The sequence below is a fragment of the Candidatus Taylorbacteria bacterium genome (genome assembly GCA_039934295.1).
GTDB lineage: Bacteria > Patescibacteriota > Minisyncoccia > Phycocordibacterales > HO2-43-120 > HO2-43-120.
This window is the reverse complement of sequence record JBDTMN010000006.1, coordinates 1-14288: the sequence shown is the minus strand read 5'-3', so window position 1 is coordinate 14288 and position 14288 is coordinate 1. Positions and strand designations below refer to the sequence as shown.

17 protein-coding genes and 2 tRNA genes are annotated in these 14288 nt (G+C 43.1%); 12 read left to right on the top strand and 7 right to left on the bottom strand.

Annotation, left to right across the window (positions count from 1 at the left end):
* Positions 1-37: 37 nt before the first annotated feature.
* On the bottom strand, positions 38-574 hold the full coding sequence (locus ABI430_02405; GenBank protein ID MEO8637728.1) for a hypothetical protein: 537 nt from the start codon (positions 572-574) through the stop codon (positions 38-40).
* Between the two features lie 131 nt (positions 575-705).
* On the opposite strand from ABI430_02405, the gene ABI430_02400 reads away from it, so the two are divergent.
* Positions 706-855 (top strand): hypothetical protein, encoded by a 150-nt coding sequence (locus tag ABI430_02400; protein ID MEO8637727.1) that lies wholly within the window; start codon positions 706-708, stop codon positions 853-855.
* A 246-nt stretch (positions 856-1101) separates the two neighbouring features.
* Here ABI430_02400 and pth read toward each other — a convergent pair whose 3' ends face one another.
* Positions 1102-1698 carry an aminoacyl-tRNA hydrolase gene (gene pth, locus ABI430_02395; protein ID MEO8637726.1) on the bottom strand — a complete coding sequence of 199 codons (597 nt, stop codon included), beginning with the start codon at positions 1696-1698 and terminating at the stop codon, positions 1102-1104.
* Between the two features lie 318 nt (positions 1699-2016).
* Between pth and lepB the strand changes: the two genes are divergently transcribed.
* From lepB to ABI430_02350, 9 genes are all read left to right on the top strand, one after another.
* On the top strand, positions 2017-2601 hold the full coding sequence (gene lepB, locus ABI430_02390; GenBank protein MEO8637725.1) for a signal peptidase I: 585 nt from the start codon (positions 2017-2019) through the stop codon (positions 2599-2601).
* Positions 2602-2651: 50 nt separating this feature from the next.
* A complete protein-coding gene (locus tag ABI430_02385) occupies positions 2652-3872 on the top strand; it encodes a His/Gly/Thr/Pro-type tRNA ligase C-terminal domain-containing protein (GenBank protein ID MEO8637724.1) in 1221 nt (406 codons plus the stop codon).
* A gap of 120 nt (positions 3873-3992) precedes the next feature.
* Positions 3993-4940 (top strand): hypothetical protein, encoded by a 948-nt coding sequence (locus tag ABI430_02380; GenBank protein ID MEO8637723.1) that lies wholly within the window; start codon positions 3993-3995, stop codon positions 4938-4940.
* 156 nt (positions 4941-5096) lie between these two features.
* Positions 5097-5336, top strand: a complete 240-nt coding sequence (locus ABI430_02375; GenBank protein MEO8637722.1) for a hypothetical protein — start codon at positions 5097-5099, stop codon at positions 5334-5336.
* 96 nt (positions 5337-5432) lie between these two features.
* The gene (gene ybeY / locus ABI430_02370; protein MEO8637721.1) at positions 5433-5825 is read left to right on the top strand and encodes an rRNA maturation RNase YbeY; all 393 of its coding nucleotides are present in this window, start codon (positions 5433-5435) and stop codon (positions 5823-5825) included.
* 112 nt (positions 5826-5937) lie between these two features.
* Entirely contained in the window at positions 5938-7128 is a 1191-nt protein-coding gene (locus ABI430_02365) for a cell division protein FtsA (GenBank protein MEO8637720.1), read from the top strand.
* Positions 7129-7425: 297 nt separating this feature from the next.
* Positions 7426-8598 (top strand): cell division protein FtsZ, encoded by a 1173-nt coding sequence (gene ftsZ, locus ABI430_02360; protein MEO8637719.1) that lies wholly within the window; start codon positions 7426-7428, stop codon positions 8596-8598.
* A gap of 524 nt (positions 8599-9122) precedes the next feature.
* Positions 9123-10049, top strand: a complete 927-nt coding sequence (locus ABI430_02355; GenBank protein ID MEO8637718.1) for an FAD-dependent oxidoreductase — start codon at positions 9123-9125, stop codon at positions 10047-10049.
* 44 nt (positions 10050-10093) lie between these two features.
* Positions 10094-10510: a hypothetical protein gene (locus tag ABI430_02350; protein MEO8637717.1), complete on the top strand. Its 417-nt coding sequence runs from the start codon at positions 10094-10096 to the stop codon at positions 10508-10510.
* A 51-nt stretch (positions 10511-10561) separates the two neighbouring features.
* On the opposite strand, the gene ABI430_02345 is transcribed toward ABI430_02350, so the two are convergent.
* From ABI430_02345 to ABI430_02325, 5 genes are all read right to left on the bottom strand, one after another.
* Positions 10562-10996, bottom strand: coding sequence for an NUDIX hydrolase (locus ABI430_02345; protein MEO8637716.1), 435 nt, complete (start codon positions 10994-10996; stop codon positions 10562-10564).
* Positions 10997-11074: 78 nt separating this feature from the next.
* Positions 11075-11359: a winged helix-turn-helix domain-containing protein gene (locus ABI430_02340; GenBank protein MEO8637715.1), complete on the bottom strand. Its 285-nt coding sequence runs from the start codon at positions 11357-11359 to the stop codon at positions 11075-11077.
* 58 nt (positions 11360-11417) lie between these two features.
* Positions 11418-11969, bottom strand: a complete 552-nt coding sequence (locus ABI430_02335) for a hypothetical protein (GenBank protein MEO8637714.1) — start codon at positions 11967-11969, stop codon at positions 11418-11420.
* A 228-nt stretch (positions 11970-12197) separates the two neighbouring features.
* Positions 12198-12284: transfer RNA gene (locus ABI430_02330), tRNA-Ser, on the bottom strand.
* 31 nt (positions 12285-12315) lie between these two features.
* The gene (locus tag ABI430_02325; GenBank protein MEO8637713.1) at positions 12316-13005 is read right to left on the bottom strand and encodes a hypothetical protein; all 690 of its coding nucleotides are present in this window, start codon (positions 13003-13005) and stop codon (positions 12316-12318) included.
* A 90-nt stretch (positions 13006-13095) separates the two neighbouring features.
* Here ABI430_02325 and ABI430_02320 point away from each other — a divergent pair.
* Both ABI430_02320 and ABI430_02315 read left to right on the top strand, forming a co-directional pair.
* A tRNA-Glu gene (locus tag ABI430_02320) sits at positions 13096-13167 on the top strand.
* A gap of 247 nt (positions 13168-13414) precedes the next feature.
* Positions 13415-14288 (top strand): hypothetical protein (locus ABI430_02315; GenBank protein MEO8637712.1); only part of this gene is annotated, 874 nt, incomplete at its 3' end.

Below are 14288 nucleotides of genomic sequence, written 5' to 3'. Positions count from 1 at the left end.
CTCGGAGTTTTTGTTTTCAGATAAAAAAAGCCAAGGATTAACTTGGCTTGCTTTCAGATTGAGGCACCTTGGAATTTGGTGGTTGGGTTACGACGAGAACCACTCGACTCCCCCATTTAAACATGACACCAAAGGGATGTGTGGCCCAATCGTCCCATTCTCCTTCGGTAAGCTCGATGCCATCTTTTTCTCCGCCCGCCAAAAAGGTCCTTCCTTTGATTTGGATTATCGAGCTTGGAGCTGTGAAGGACTCATGAGCCTGAACTGGAGTCATTGGCTTCTCACCATCGAGCAAAAACTGGTCATCTTTCAAAATCACAAAACCAGTTGGACATGAGAAACTTGTTTTGTACTCACCAGAATACAGTGCCGAATCTCCTCGAGAGGAATCTGCCTCGTTGAGCCAGAAGGAATCGCCCTTCTTGGTTACCACACCTTTAGGATGCGCCCAGAAGACGGGTGGGGAAGAGATTTTGTCTGCGTCTTGGCAAAGCACAATCCGATCTCCGAATCGCGCTTTGGCTATCTGTTTCGCAAACTGCCCAGTGCTGATTATCATAATCCGTCCTTTCATTTGGAATATTTGTTGAGCCGTGTTACCAAATTTAGCCTACTGGCCAACCCAAAAAAAGTCAATCATTCGCGCGGGTATGGCACAAAGATAGGCGGTATGGTAGCGTAAATGCAGAAAGTCGAAAAAACCGTATGAAAAAACTAAGAACTGCCCGTGAGCGAAAAACAATCTCCGGAGAGAAAAAATTGGCCCGAGCCATTGCGTATGCAAAGGCGCTTGAAATGGGGAAAATGATATCTCGCATTCATTCTCTCCCCTCTTCCCGTCGCCCCGCCTCCTAATTTGGGAGGCTTTTTTTATGAAGGAATATCCTTGATATTCAAATTCCCACATTAACGCAATGTAGCTCAAAATTAGAACGCATCATTTTTCCAAGAAGTCTCCTTGGACTTCCACGAGTTCCCGAGTGGGTGCAAGATTGAGGATCCCGAGGTTTTGCGAGGGACAAAAATTGTGCGCCGACATTTCTTAATGTCGGCGCACAATTTTTCATCCACGAATTAAAAATTCGTGGGAAAAATTGGGACCTACAAGCTACCATACACACTCGCCGCTTTGCTCCAGCCTTCCCCTAAGAGAATCAAGAGGGCTTTTGAGATTGTCTTAAATTCTTTTTTGAATTGCTTCTCTTCTTCGGGTTTGAGTTTTCCGAGAATAAAATCGAGGACGGCTTTCTCGCCTTGCGGTTTTTTTATGCCTTTTTTTGTTTCTGGAGAAATGCCGATTCGCACTCGGACAAATTCTTCCGTCTTAATTTTGTTTACGATATTTTGAACCCCGCGATGACCTCCCGCGCTCTTGTTGAACGAAATTTTCACCTTGCCCTGCGGAAGGTCTAAATCATCGTGAACGACGACAAGCTCCTTTGCTTTCTTTTTGCTCGTAATAACTGTCGTCAGGCTTTTGCCAGAGTTGTTCATAAATGCCTCCGGCAAAATCAGAGTAACCTTGCCTATGTTCGGCAAATTTTTTTCTGAAATTAAAGCATTTATTTTTGAGTTCAGCTTCCACTCCGGAAAATCTTGCTCTTTCTGAAACGACATGAGAGCCATCCGTCCAACATTATGTCGGGTATTTTCATATTCTTCTCCGGGGTTGCCTAGACCAACGATGATGTAAGACATGGGAGAAGTGTAAAGTGTAAAGTGTAAAGTGTAAAGTGGAAGAACATGCAACTTCTTCCCTTCGATATAGTGAATCTGTCATTTTGCGAAAACTCGCGGAGATGATGGAAAATTACTGAGCCGAGTTGAAAATTTCATCTGGCTGCAGGAGCGAAGCGACTCATGAAATTTCCAAAACGAGGCGAAAATAATTTTCTTATCATCGAAGCGTTGGTTTCTCGCAAAATGACAGATGAGCGCCCCTTGTGTCAAACGCAAATTCGTAATAAGATTTATCTAAATTCGAAAAAACTCTCTTTTAAATATTAAAAATTTTTAATGAACGCCGCTCCCAAAAATCCTCCGCCTCGCATTCCTCCCAAATCCGAAGGAGCATTCGCCGAGCTCCTTCGATTCGGATTGATTGCTCTTATCATCGTCATCCCGATCCGTTTTTTTGTCGCAAAGCCTTTTGTGGTAAGCGGTTCTTCAATGGATCCTACTTTTCTAAACGGAGAATATTTAATTGTCGACGAGCTCACCTACCGCTTTGAGAATCCTGCGCGTGGCGATGTCATTATTTTCAAATATCCTAAAGACGAGAGCAAATACTACATAAAAAGAATCATCGGTCTGCCAGGGGAAACTGTGGAATCTCAAGGCGGAAAAATAACTATCGTCAATGCACTGCATCCAAAGGGCTTTGCCTTAAATGAGCCGTATTTGGAAAACAAATCGTTTGACTCGTTCAAAATCACTTTGGGCGACGAGTATTTCGTCATGGGGGACAACAGGCCTCAAAGCTCCGACTCTAGATTCTGGGGACCGGTAAAGGAAGCCCTCATCATCGGACGGCCGGTCATTCGCCTTCATCCAATAACCAAAATTGCAGTTTTACCGGGCGAATTCGCGACTCCCGAGTAATCTCGTTTTACACAGAACCATTTTCAGCGCATAAAGCCGTCTCTAACGTCATGGTTACTATCCATAAAAAAAAAGTCCTGAAACGAAAGGTAAAAAGCAGACACAGAGCCAAGTCGCGGAGCGTGGAGAAGTCTGCCGAGATTGCTTACTACTATGGCTTCACCCATGCAGTCCCGTTTAAACTTAAAAAAGAAGACTTCGACATCGCCCGCAAAGTTTTAGAACTGAAGGAAGAAAATGAATTGGAAAAACACATCTTTTCAATACGTCCCGAAGAAAAAGTAGCTCTCTTCCGAAATTTTCTCAAAGATAATCCGAGTCCCCTAAGCCAGCCCTTGATGCTCTACTATGAACGCATCGATGGAGGGAGAGTGCGGGCGCTTCCCAATGAAAAACGCTTCTATCTGGACATTATCGGCACGACGAAAAGCATTGCCGAAGCGGTTCTCATAAAAACGGCACTTGAAATTTTAAAAGATGAGGGTTACGAAAATCTACAAATCGAAATCAACAGCATTGGAGACAAAGACTCCATGTCAAGCTTCATGCGTGACCTCTCGAACTATTACAGAAAAAATATAAATACGCTTTCCGCTCATTGCCGTCAGGCACTCAAGGACGACCCCTTCGACGTTCTGCTTTGCGATAACGAGAAATGCCAATCACAGAAAGGAAATGCCCCGCACCCCATCGACTCGCTCTCGGAAACCGCGAGAAAACATTTCGGAGAGGTTCTGGAATATCTGGAGACTTTGAAAATTCCCTACAAAATCAGCACCGACCTTCTCCATTCAAGAAAGCTTTGCATGGGAACTATTTTTTCGATTAAAGACACCGACACGGGAACCACCCTTGCAGTTGGCCTCCGCTATAACAGTCTTTCCAAAAAAATCGGTTACAAAAAAGAGCTCGGAGCGGCGGGCATTTTCGTCCATTACAAAAAAGGAACCGGCAGTGTAAAAAAGCTGAAGAGAAAATTTAAATCCGCCAAAATTTATTTTATCCAGCTCGGCTTTGAGGCAAAATTGAAGAGCCTTGAAATCGTGGAAATCCTGCGTAAGGAAAAAATCCCTCTGGCGCAGGGCCTCGTCAAAGACAAATTAGCACCCCAGCTCGAGGTCGCCGAAAGATTGAAAGTGCCCTATTCGATTATCATGGGCCAGAAGGAGGCGCTCGAAGGAAGCATCATTGTTCGTGATATGGCTACGCGTTGCCAAGAAACGATTCCAATAGCTAGACTTGCGGAATATTTGAAGAAGATAAAGGGGTAGCTGTTAGCTGTTAGGTGTTAGGTGTTAGGTGTTAGGTGTTAGCTTCTAGGTTGAATAAAGGGAATATTGATAAGCATTGTATGATTTATTTATTAGCTCATATTAAAGAAACAGAATTTTATGCAAATAAGCAATACAACCCTACCTCCAACTTACAAAGAAATATTTGAGGAAATAGGGCGACAGCTTAAGCTTAGAAAATCAGCACTGTTTAAAAGGATACTGCTCATCACTTGGCCGTATTTATTACTTATCGTAGTATCTTACGTGCTTAACCTGATTTATGACTTCAATTCATTTTCACAGGATCAAAAATTTATTTATTTCGAAGCCCTTGCCGTATACTTGATTCTAGCAGTAATTTATAGTCAAATTATTCGTTTTATATTCAAAATCGAGAAGCAAATATGGATTGACTCATTTTTCGACAAAAAGAATCTATCCCCATCGGAAAGTTGGAAAATAGCGAGAAAATTATTTTGGCCAGCTATTGACTTCCGTATTAAACTCTGGCTACAGTATTACTTTGTACCTATTGCGGTGATTATTGTTGCTTTCGGTTTAGTAATAATGATTTTCGTACCTATATTTAACAGTTCTACCGGCTATGAAATTATTTTGAATAGTTCGCTCGTACTATTCGTAGTATTTGTAATAGGTCTTGTTGCTTATGGCTATTATCTTAAAACAAAATTACGATACACGTGGTTTATTTTCCTTGATAAATTTGGAACAGATCATTCTTATAAGTTAATGCTGGAAGAGATGAGAAAGCTTAATAATGTCAGTAAATCTGAAACATTTAAGAAGTCGTTGATTCTAAGCATCGGTGCGAACTCTGTAAATAGTATTGCCCAACTGGCAATTGGATCTATTAGTCTTGGTTTGGCTCAGTTTGGTAATACAGGTAAAATGGTAGGAGGTCTTATGCGCGTTTATAGTGAGGAAGCAAGCCGTCAGGCTACAGACTTAGGAAACATTTCGGCACAATATGTACTCTATCGTTTTGCGAGAAAGGAAGCTTTCGGCTCTGAGCAAGAAGTGAATGAGAATATCTATAAAATATAGGACTTTGTGTCCAAAGAGTCTCTTTGGACAGTTACCCTCCTCACCCTCGAAGTATTATCGAAAAGCTAACACCTAACACCTTACACCTTACACCTTACACCTTACACCTAACACCTATTCTTGGACTTTTCCCTCTCCTATGGTAGGATGCAATGCATGATAAATATTCAGGTGGAGAAAAACAGCAATGAAAATAACATCAACCTTTTGCGAAGGTTTACTAAACGCGTGCAAGGCTCTGGTGTTTTGAATCGCGTGCGGTCTTTGCGCTATTCCGAACGAATCCCCTCGCCCTACACCAAGAAAAAAAGAGCCTTGAAAAAGCTGAGAAAAAGAGAAGAAATGGACGAACTTATTAAGCTGGGAAAAATTGTTGAGAAACCCTCTCGAAGATAAATGAGAAACTTTTGATTTTGGCGCATTTCATCGTCGCCTCATAGACTGTCTGACTTCGTCGAACTAAGTTGAATAGCGTCCAAACGCATAAGTTTTATGCAGAATACTTCCAGCCACTTTTCCATAACCAACACCACAAAAGGCAAGCTTCCGGGCTTGCCTTTTTCGGGCATGAAAAATTCCGTGTTAGGAAAATCATATTTACTTAGTCTCGTGATTGTGGGCGACTCCCGTTCTCGCAAGCTCAACCTTCGCTATCGCCGTAAAAACAAGCCGGCCAATGTCCTCGCGTTCCCTTTAAGCGAACAAGAGGGAGAAATTTTTTTAAATCTCGCGAGAGCAAAACGTGAAGCAAAACTTTTTGAAAGAAATGAGAAAAATTTTGCCGGATTTCTCTTTATCCACGCACTCACGCATTTGAAAGGTTTCACTCATAGTAGTAGAATGGAGAGTGAGGAAGTTGTAGTCCGAAAAAAATTCGGGATTTAATTTTCTCACTCACAAAAAATAACCGAAACGTAACTGAAAAATCAATTCAGGATTTTAAAAGTTCGGTTATAGGTTATTCAATAATTTGTTATCTGTGATTAGTTGACAATCTATGGCACGCAACATTTCAATTGGAATAGATATTGGTTCTTACGAGGTCAAAGTACTCGTCTGCGAAGCGGGAGGCATCGCGGAGAAGGGTTTTCCTCGCGTGCTGGGAGCAGGATTTTCTGAATCCAAAGGACTTCGCAACGGTTATATCGTGAATTCCGCCGAGGTAACGCGAAGCATTGGTCTTGCCATCCGTCAGGCCGAAAAGAGCTCGGGAATTAAAATCAAAAAGGCGTACGTCGCTCTTGGAGGAATCGGTCTCGAGAGTCGCATATCGCACGGAAGCATCATGATATCGCGCGCCGACAGCGAGATTACCGATCTTGATGTGAGCCATGCCATTGCCGCGAGCGAAAAGGAAATTCCGCGACAAATTTCTTTGAATCGCAAAATTATCCACACCATTCCCCTTCAATTCAAGATTGACGGAAAAACGGTCTGGGGACGTCCACATGGCATGAAGGCGGCAAAGCTTGACGTTAAGACTCTCTTCATAACCTGTCTCGAACAACATGTAAACGACATAATTCTATGCCTGGAAGAGCTCGGTGTGGAGGCCGAAGATCTCATCGCCTCGCCGATCGCGGCAAGCCTTGTCACAATAAACAAATTGCAAAAAATCGCCGGCTGTGTCCTTGCAAATATCGGCTCAGAAACGGTTTCAGTGGTAGTCTACGAAAACGACATCCCCATATCTCTCGAGGTATTTCCCATAGGCTCAACCGATATTACCAATGACATCGCCCTCGGCTTTAAAATTCCTCTCGAGGATGCCGAGTCCGCAAAGCGCGATAGGAGAGATGGTGGCGAGCACCCAAAGAAAAAAATGGAAGAAATCATTGACGCGAGATTGAGCGATATTTTTGAGCTCATAGAAAATCACCTAAAAAAAATCGGAAGAGACGGTCTCCTGCCCGCAGGCATCGTGTTCATCGGCGGTGGCTCGCTCTTAAACACCATCCCCGAATTTGCAATGCGGTCCTTGAAGCTCCCTTCGAAGGTCTCGGATCTGGCGATTCAGGGAAATATGAAGTCGCCCGTCCGAAACGTTGTTTTCGCTGTAGCTTACGGTCTGTGCCTTTTGGGCTTCACCAATACTCTTGAAGACGCTATCGGAATAAAGCGAGGTCTCAGATTTCTAAAGTCTTTGGCAAAAACTGTTGTCGGATGGGTAAAACAGTTTCTCCCCTAGGAGCTACCAGCTGTAAGATTCCAGCTTTTAGCTTTGATATTCATTCCTAACAGCTAAAAGCTGAAAGCTTATTTCTTGCGGATGATTCTGCATAAAATTTCAACCAGTTTAATGGAAAAAATGATAATATTACAATATATACTTCCTGCTTCTGTCAACCCCTTTTCTTTTTAATAGCACTTCTGCTATGATAGCCCCATTAAGTGAGATTGCTAGTGTAGCGCTGACTTGTTTTTTAACTGCAGATTTCTATTCAAGCAAGCGCCTAAAAGCTAACAGCTATAAGCCAAAATTGCCATGCCAAACATATCACCAGAAGTAGAAGCTTTCGCAAGAATTAAGGTTATCGGTATCGGCGGGTCCGGAAAAAATGCCGTGAACCATATGGTCAACTCGAAAGTAAAGGGAGTTGAATTTATCGCGGTAAACACCGATGCGCAGGACCTGCATAATTCTCTCGCGAAGAGAAAAATCCATATTGGAAAAAACTTGACCCGCGGATTGGGAACCGGTATGAATCCCGAGCTTGGGAAACGCGCCGCAGAGGAAACAAAAGAGGAAATCCAGGAAGCAATCAAAGGAGCTGATATGGTTTTCATTGCGGGGGGAGAAGGAGGAGGAACAGGAACGGGCGGAATGCCGGTTGTTTCTAAAATTGCGAAAGAAATGAATATCTTGACTGTTGCAGTGGTCACTAAGCCGTTTTTCTTCGAAGGTCAGCAAAGAATGAAATTCGCCGACCAAGGGCTCGAAGAACTTCGAAAATCGGTTGATGCACTGATCGTCATTCCGAATGATCGGATTCTAAATATTGTGAGCAAGGACACGAGCGCTAAGGCGGCCTTCCAGATGTCGGATGAAATATTAAAACAAGCGGTAGAAGGCATATCTGACCTTATCACCAATCCGGGAATCATCAATGTGGACTTTGCGGACGTGAGAGCGATATTGGATAACGCAGGTTCCGCCCTAATGGGAATCGGAATGGCGTCGGGTGAAAAAAGAGCGGAAGAAGCGGCTAAACTCGCTATCAACTCCCCTCTTCTCGACATTTCCATACACGGGGCAAAGGGCGTACTCTTCTCGATTGCCGGCGGAGATGACCTTATGATGTTTGAAATTCAGGACGCTGCAAAAATTATTACAGAATCAATCGATCCGAACTCAAAAGTCATATTCGGCACCGTTCGCGACGACAAACTGAAGAAAAATGAAGTCAAAGTAACGGTAATCGCCTCTGGCTTTCCGGACGGGACGTTCAAGAAAGCCACTCTCTTTCAAGGCGAAGGCGAAAACAAGGAGGAGAAAAAAGGGAAAATTTACAACTCTATCCCGACTGCGACAAGCTTCAATACGGTGAACTTAAAAGAGATAAAGTTAGAAGAAAAGAAAATAACCCCCGTTGTGGACGACAGCGATGACGATTGGGGCGCTGTGCCGGCATTCCTCCGAAGATCGAAACTCAAGTAGAAGAAGTTGATAGTTGTTAATTGATAGTTTGTGTGAAAAAAAGAAAAATCCGGAGTCAAACGCAACTCCGGATTCTAGTGTTTCTGACTCTTTCCGAAAATACCTCTTCCCATCCGATTGTTTTTTTCGCCGCCTCGCAATAATCGAGGAACCTGAAAACATTCTCGACGCAGAAGTGAAAATAGAATCTTCGACCGTGCTTTTTGGAGCGCTCCACTTTGACCATCCCCTTACCTGCAAACTCGAAGAATACGTTTCCCTGCAAGTACGGATTTTCACATGGGACGTCGATAGTCTTTCTGAAGGTCCGCTCCCTTCCAACTGTGCCTTCGCTTGAGACCCGAAAAGTAATGTAATTGCAAATTTGTGGCATATTTTCTGTCAGTTTAGTTGTGATTGGTGTACAAAAGTTCGTCTTATCCTACCTTTCTATACGAATGCGTCAACTCTTCGGCTTTTCTGCATCTTCTGCTATAATCAGATTCTACTTTATACTTTATACTTTGCACTTTTAACTTATCATCATGTACGATCTTGCAATCTTAGGCGGAGGACCTGCTGGGGTCTCGGCTGGCGTATACGCTTCCAGGAAACGGCTTTCGACTGTCTTCATCACAAAAAATTTCGAAAACCAGAGCACTGTTTCGGACGATATCCAAAACTGGATAGGCACTGTCTCTATCAAGGGAATGGATTTCGCTAAAAACTTGGAAGAACATCTGAGAGCTTATGCTAACGACATCGTGGAAATAAAATCAGGTGAATCCGTAAAGCAAATTCTTAAAAATAAAGACGGCGCTTTCACAATCGAAACTGACAAGGGAGAATACACCGCGAGGACTGTCCTCGTAACGACCGGAAGCCATCGAAAAAAATTGGAAGGCATTCCCGGAGCGGATGTATTCGAGAACAAAGGCATTACCTATTGCGCATCGTGCGACGGGCCTCTTTTTGCGGGGGCAGATGTGGCGGTTATTGGGGGCGGGAACGCGGCTTTTGAGTCGGCCGCCCAGCTTTTGGCTTACGCCAAAAGCGTCACCCTTTTTAACAGAGGCACGGAATTCAGAGCGGACCCGATAACGGTAAAAAAAATTCTCGAGAATCCGAAGATGACTGCTCTTACGAATGTTCAAATAGTTGAAATCAAGGGAGACAAATTCGTTTCTTCGCTCGTCTATAAATCAACCGAAACTCCCGAAGTGAAGGAGATTCCTTTGACCGGAATTTTCGTTGAAATCGGGTCCATTCCCACTACAGATTTTGCGAAGAACGTCGTGAAGCTCGACCAATGGGGACATATCATAATCGACCCTCGCAATCAGCGGACGAGTATCGCCGGTGTCTGGGCTGCCGGAGATTGCACGGACAGTCTCTATCACCAAAACAACATCGCCGCCGGCGACGCGGTCAGGGCTCTTGAAGATATCTATCTGTTTCTTAAGGCGAAATAGTCAGTTTTATCCCTTGACCGTTTTTTTTGTCGGCATATACTCGAATGAGTCACACAAACGTACCCCAAGGATTCATTATGCCAAAAACTGAAGCGACTGGTCTCATCAAAATCACGAGAGTCCCCTGTGGTGAACCTCCGATCGATGTTCGTCAAGAATGGGTCGGCATGGTCCTGCCTTGTCATCCCTTCGTCGGCTATCCCGATAGCGGAATGGATCAAGGCGTCCTAAGCGGTGAAAAAGCAACATTGAATCGTTTTGGCTTTAGTGTTCCTCAAGACGAGGCAATCGCAATTCTGGAGCGTGCCGCACCAGGTGCGGCCCGCTGGTGGAGAGAGCATGGATATCCCAAACCCGGCGAGTGTTTTGGATTTGCTGAAAACGAGGCGGAGATTATTTCTGACGTCACACAGAAAACAATCATCATGGTTGATGAAGAGCGAGCAAATCCATGGAGATGAACTTGAGGTTCGAAGCCCCGGCAGATACCGCGGGCTTTTTTATAATGCCAATTACTTGATACAGAAGAAAAGCCTCACCGTACTATCGAAATCCCTCATAAGATTCATTGACAATGCTCCCTTGGGAGTTACCCACTTCGAGTCCTTATGTTCTCTTTCACTCAAAGTAACTTGCGGCTTTTCTGTAAGCGCAATCGAAAAAAGATAGTAGTCGAAATCAAAATCGGGATATCGCACATACATTTTTCTAAAAAAAACAAGATTCTCTTTCCTTACTCTATTTCCCGTCTCTTCGTAAATTTCCCTCAAAGCCCCGTCGACGGGAGTCTCTCCGGAGTTTATTTTGCCTGCAGGCAATCCCCATTTATCCCCTTCCGATTTATGATTGTGGCGATGGAGAATGAGAAACTCTCCATTGCACTCAAAAAAACATGCTGCCACATCAAATTTTTTTGCAAAATCTTTGGGCTTTTTGAGATAAAGCATAAATGTATTGTGATTAATTGACACACAATATTTCGAAAGTAACATACCCTTAAATACTGGAGTATTTAAGGGTATGTTTTAGAGTCGTTGAAATGATTTTAGGAAACTAACAAATGTTTTGCCATATGGCGACAGAGTATGTTCGACAAAATGTCCTCGATATTTCTTGCTGATAAGACCCGCACTGTGGAGACGCCGCGTATGCTCTCCAATAGTTTTTTCGTTTGCATTAATTTGTTCTATGATTTTATCAAGAGTGATGCTCTCATTTGATGCAATAATCAAAAGAATCTGAATACGATAGTGATTCGCCATTCCTTTGAGATGTCGCTCCATTTGCTTTGCTGTTTTTACCCTACCCATAGTCACATGTTACTACATCATCCTTACAAACTCCAGTTTGTTGGGGTGATAAGCATATTTAGTAGCCTCTTTTTATGCGTCTCAAATAAAATTTGATTCTATCCAAATCCGAAAGCGTTGCCCAAGCCGTTGCAAGTAAACCGGCAGGATCCTTTAGTCCTGGAACTAGATTTGCCCTGATTTCTCTTCCAATCCAACCTCCCCAAGTAGCTTCATCCTGACAATGGTACAATTCGTGTGCTTTAACAAAGTTTCTGACGCGAGGTGGTAAATCCTTTCTTACTGTGGCTATGTTTCCACTTGAATTACCAAAACCAGGATAAATTGCATCTTTTGGAACATATTCAACAATATATTGCTTATTCCCTATTGTAATTGTTTCCCTTTGGTTTTGAGGGACAGCAATCTCCTTTTGGTCTGATGGCTGATTTTGCTCTGCAATATTAATCTCATGGCGAACTTTATCAAGCTGTTCAGATGTATTTTCAACACTCCTAGACACTTGCTTGCCTATTTGTTCAGAAGACGGGGGTTGATCTATGTGATTCTCCTTTATTGACTCCGATTTAATTAATCGTTTTAAATCATTGGGTCTCTCTTGTGGATTCATAGGATCTTTTTTTCAAAAACTAAAGTAAATTGACGATTTATTTCCTAACTGCGGAAAGGGAGGGATTTGGTCACAGATAATTTTCTCGCCGTCGCTCGAAAATTTCCGCTACCCCGACTCGCGACCTCGCTTGCTAGCTCGGCATCCGCTGCGTCTTTCTCATCCCTCCCTCATCTCACAATGATGAGTCGCTAGAACAACCGAAGGGTTGTTTTGCACGAATCATTGCGGAAAGGGAGGGATTTGAACCCTCGAGGGCCTTTCGACCCTACATGATTTCGAGTCATGCGCTTTCAACCACTCAGCCACCTTTCCTTGATTCAAACAATACCATTTTTTGTGTTTTTTACAAAAAATTTTCGGACAGACCTTTAATCATCCCTAATATTTTATAAAATTGTATTCTACTATTAATTTTTATCGCAATAGTGCCAAAAGGTAAACTATTAAATGGTCTCTTATTTTGACTTGCCCTACTTACTTGAGTGACGATATAAAATCGATCTTTTGGAAGGTTTGTAATATTCGACCAATAAATTCTAGCTTTTTCTTCTGAAATGTTTGAATATAGATGGATTCCCGAACGAATCTTTTCTTCCTTTATTAATAATATTTTTCTAATAAACATCATAAAAACTCTAACCATTTTGGGGTCAGAATTACTGAACACTAGGGAGGCAGAGGTTCTTTTTTGAGATTTCGTTCCCTCACCCCAGTATAAAGCTGCACCTATGAGCAATAAATCCCTTTTAGATAATTGCCCGATTAGTTTTTCTCCTTCTTTTCCTGCATTAATATTTTCATTTTTTATTCTGAGAGTTCGCTTTGTGTTTGCCTTGCGTAATCCTCTTACGTAAGAGAGATGATTGTTCTTTCTAAGCTTTTTTCTTTGTACCGCTGATAATTCTAAATTTTTAAACCAAAAGCTTAAAGTGCCTTTTGACTTAATATTTAATCGTTTGCGAATCACATTATAGCTTAAGCCACTTCTTCGCAAAGAAATAGCTGCTTCCTTAAGGTGAATATTTGAACTCATAGTTACAGTATACCTTACTGTTAAAAGGAGTTCAATAAAGGATGTTTGTGATTTTATCAGTATATGCTATATTTTTTATGTATTTTGATCGGCTCTATCGTCTAATGGTTAGGACAGTTGCTTTTCAAGCAATAAATCCGGGTTCGATTCCCGGTAGAGTCACAGCGAAATGAGCGTAGTGATTTACGCTGTGACTCTAAGCAGAGCTGGGGGCTCTGCGTCCGGGAGTCGAAAGGCTTTCAATGTTTACGAGAAATTAATATTTCGAGTAAACCTGAAAGCCACGCGGCGTTGCCGAGACTCCCAGTAGAGTCACAGCGCCCAAGCTCCCCCCTTGACGAATAGTAACTCCACAACTCATTGTTTTATTATTGGATCGAGAATATAATAAGGCATAATAATTGGAAGCATGAAAAATAGAAGAAAAAAATCGGAAAAAGAAATTGTTAAGCGAAAAATTGAAGTGCCGGTAAAAAAACTTCGTCTGAAGGCCACTAAGCTCGCCGTATCTGCCAAGGAAAAAGCGAGCGTCAGACGAAAGCTAGAAGTGCCGGTAAAAAAGCTTCGTCTGAAAGCCACTAAGCTCGCCGTGTCTGCCAAGAAAAAAGAGGGCGCCAGACGAAGGTTGGTAGTGACTGCAAAAGGACTGAAACAAAGAGCCAGCAAGCTCGCGGTAACCGCTCGTGGAAAGGAGGGTGTCAGGCGAAAGTTGGTGGTGAAGGCAAAAGGACTAAAGAAAAGAGCCCACAGACTCGCCGAAACCGCCAAGGTGAAGGAGAGCGTTAGACGAAGAGTGGAGATAACGGCACGAGAACTAAAACTGAAAGCAAAACAACTTGCCGTAACCGCTAGGGAAAAGGAAAGTGTTCGGCGCAAGCTAGAGGTGACGGCAGAAAAGCTTAGCCTGAAAGCAAGACAGCTCGCTGTGACCGCAAGTGAAAAGGAAAGTATTCGTCGCAAGTTGGAAGTTACGGCAAGGGAGCTTAAAATCAAAGCCAATAAGCTCGCTGTAACCGCTAAAGAAAAAGAGGAGGTGAGGCGCAGGCTGGCGGTGACCGATAAAAAACTCGCCCTCACTGCCAAAGAAAAAGAAGAGGTGAGGCGAAAGCTGGCTGTGACTGCGGATGAGTTGGCGGTAACCGCTAAGGAAAAAGAAGAGGTCAGACGAAAATTGGCTGTGACCGCGGAAGAACTTGCCGTGACTGCGAAGGAAAAAGAGGAGGTGAGACGAAAGCTGGCTGTGACTGCGGATGAGTTGGCGGTAACCGCTAAGGAAAAAGAAG

Excerpts from the sequence above, each read along its gene's own strand:
- ABI430_02340 (MEO8637715.1), bottom strand. The coding sequence starts at position 11,359 with ATGGGTAGGGTAAAAACAGCAAAGCAAATGGAGCGACATCTCAAAGGA.
- ABI430_02375 (MEO8637722.1), top strand. The coding sequence starts at position 5,097 with ATGATAAATATTCAGGTGGAGAAAAACAGCAATGAAAATAACATCAAC.
- ftsZ (MEO8637719.1), top strand. The coding sequence starts at position 7,426 with ATGCCAAACATATCACCAGAAGTAGAAGCTTTCGCAAGAATTAAGGTT.
- pth (MEO8637726.1), bottom strand. The coding sequence starts at position 1,698 with ATGTCTTACATCATCGTTGGTCTAGGCAACCCCGGAGAAGAATATGAA.
- ABI430_02405 (MEO8637728.1), bottom strand. The coding sequence starts at position 574 with ATGAAAGGACGGATTATGATAATCAGCACTGGGCAGTTTGCGAAACAG.
- ABI430_02345 (MEO8637716.1), bottom strand. The coding sequence starts at position 10,996 with ATGCTTTATCTCAAAAAGCCCAAAGATTTTGCAAAAAAATTTGATGTG.
- ABI430_02355 (MEO8637718.1), top strand. The coding sequence starts at position 9,123 with ATGTACGATCTTGCAATCTTAGGCGGAGGACCTGCTGGGGTCTCGGCT.
- ABI430_02350 (MEO8637717.1), top strand. The coding sequence starts at position 10,094 with ATGAGTCACACAAACGTACCCCAAGGATTCATTATGCCAAAAACTGAA.
- ABI430_02365 (MEO8637720.1), top strand. The coding sequence starts at position 5,938 with ATGGCACGCAACATTTCAATTGGAATAGATATTGGTTCTTACGAGGTC.
- ABI430_02380 (MEO8637723.1), top strand. The coding sequence starts at position 3,993 with ATGCAAATAAGCAATACAACCCTACCTCCAACTTACAAAGAAATATTT.
- ABI430_02335 (MEO8637714.1), bottom strand. The coding sequence starts at position 11,969 with ATGAATCCACAAGAGAGACCCAATGATTTAAAACGATTAATTAAATCG.
- ABI430_02400 (MEO8637727.1), top strand. The coding sequence starts at position 706 with ATGAAAAAACTAAGAACTGCCCGTGAGCGAAAAACAATCTCCGGAGAG.
- ABI430_02385 (MEO8637724.1), top strand. The coding sequence starts at position 2,652 with ATGGTTACTATCCATAAAAAAAAAGTCCTGAAACGAAAGGTAAAAAGC.
- ybeY (MEO8637721.1), top strand. The coding sequence starts at position 5,433 with ATGCAGAATACTTCCAGCCACTTTTCCATAACCAACACCACAAAAGGC.
- ABI430_02325 (MEO8637713.1), bottom strand. The coding sequence starts at position 13,005 with ATGAGTTCAAATATTCACCTTAAGGAAGCAGCTATTTCTTTGCGAAGA.
- lepB (MEO8637725.1), top strand. The coding sequence starts at position 2,017 with ATGAACGCCGCTCCCAAAAATCCTCCGCCTCGCATTCCTCCCAAATCC.